1 protein-coding gene is annotated in these 1,330 nt (G+C 60.7%); it reads left to right on the forward strand.

Annotated features, from left to right (window positions below; translation table 11 throughout):
* A partial coding sequence (locus J2Y48_RS25290) for an ISNCY family transposase (protein WP_310424396.1) occupies nt 1-1,157 on the forward strand: 1,157 nt, incomplete at its 5' end.
* Nucleotides 1,158-1,330: the final 173 nt, after the last annotated feature.

Here is a 1,330-nt window from a genome sequence, read left to right on the forward strand (position 1 = left end):
TGCGCGATTATGCGGTTGCGATCGTGCGCGAACGTTATGCGGATTTTGGACCGACCTTGGCGGCCGAGAAGCTGGCCGAACATGATGGGCTGACGGTATCACGCGAGACGCTGCGCCAATGGATGTCGGAGGCCGGCCTTTGGCTGTCGCGCCAACAGCGCCGGACGTTTCATCAGCTGCGCTTGCGGCGTGAAGCCTATGGCGAGCTGGTGCAGATCGACGGATCCGAGCATCGCTGGTTCGAGGATCGCGGACCGGCGTGCTCGCTGCTGGTGTTCATCGACGATGCGACCGGCAAGTTGATGCAGTTGCGGTTTGTGCGCTCGGAAAGCGCCTTCAGCTACTTCGAGGCACTGGCGCTGTATCTCAAGCGTCATGGCGCACCGATTGCCTTTTATTCCGACAAGCATTCGGTCTTCCGGGTGGCGAAGAAGGATGCCAAAGGCGGCCAGGGCATGACCCAGTTCGGCCGGGCGCTTTGCGAGCTAAACATCGAGATCCTTTGTGCAAACTCCAGCCAGGCCAAAGGTCGCGTCGAGCGGATGAACCGAACGCTGCAAGATCGCCTGGTCAAGGAGTTAAGGCTGGCGGGTATCGACGATATGGAGGAAGGCAACGCCTTCCTGCCCGGCTTCATCGAGCGCTACAACGCGCGCTTTGCCCGAACGCCTGTCCGGCGGGAGGACCTGCATCGGCCACTGAACCTCATGCCGGACCGGCTCAAGGAGATTCTCTGCAAACGTGAGCAGCGCTATGTTGGCGTGCAACTGACGTTTTCGTTCGAGCGCCAGCGGATCATGCTGGAGGAGACCGAGGTGACACGCGGTCTGGTCGGCCGGTATGTCGAGACCTATGCCTATGCGGATGGTCGATTGGACGTGCGGTGGAAGGGGCATTCCCTGCCCTACACGGTGTTTGACAAGGACCAGCGGGTGACGCATGCGGCGATCACCGAGAACAAGCGGCTTTCCGATGTGCTGGCTTATATCAAGGAGCGTCAGGATCAGCAGGTGAAGCCGGACGTGAAGTCCAACAGCGACAAGAATGGCTACGTGCGCCGCGCTCGCGGCCCGGGACGGCGGAAAGATTTCATGCAGGATCCGGCGGTGATTGCGCGACGCGAGAAGGCACTTTCCCGACTTGATGCTGCGAAATGATCCGTCATCGCAAAGTCTCAAAGCTAAAGCCGAAGGGGTGGCCCTCACCCGCCCCGATCTGATCTTGCAACCGGATCAGCCGCTCAGATCGGGGCTGATCGTCGTGCCGCGCGGCCGCTTGAAGTGACATTTCTACTTTGCGCGCCGGCGGACAATTCAACCTGGCTGCCACA

Source organism: Mycoplana sp. BE70, from assembly GCF_031455855.1.
In the GTDB taxonomy this organism is placed as follows: domain Bacteria; phylum Pseudomonadota; class Alphaproteobacteria; order Rhizobiales; family Rhizobiaceae; genus Mycoplana.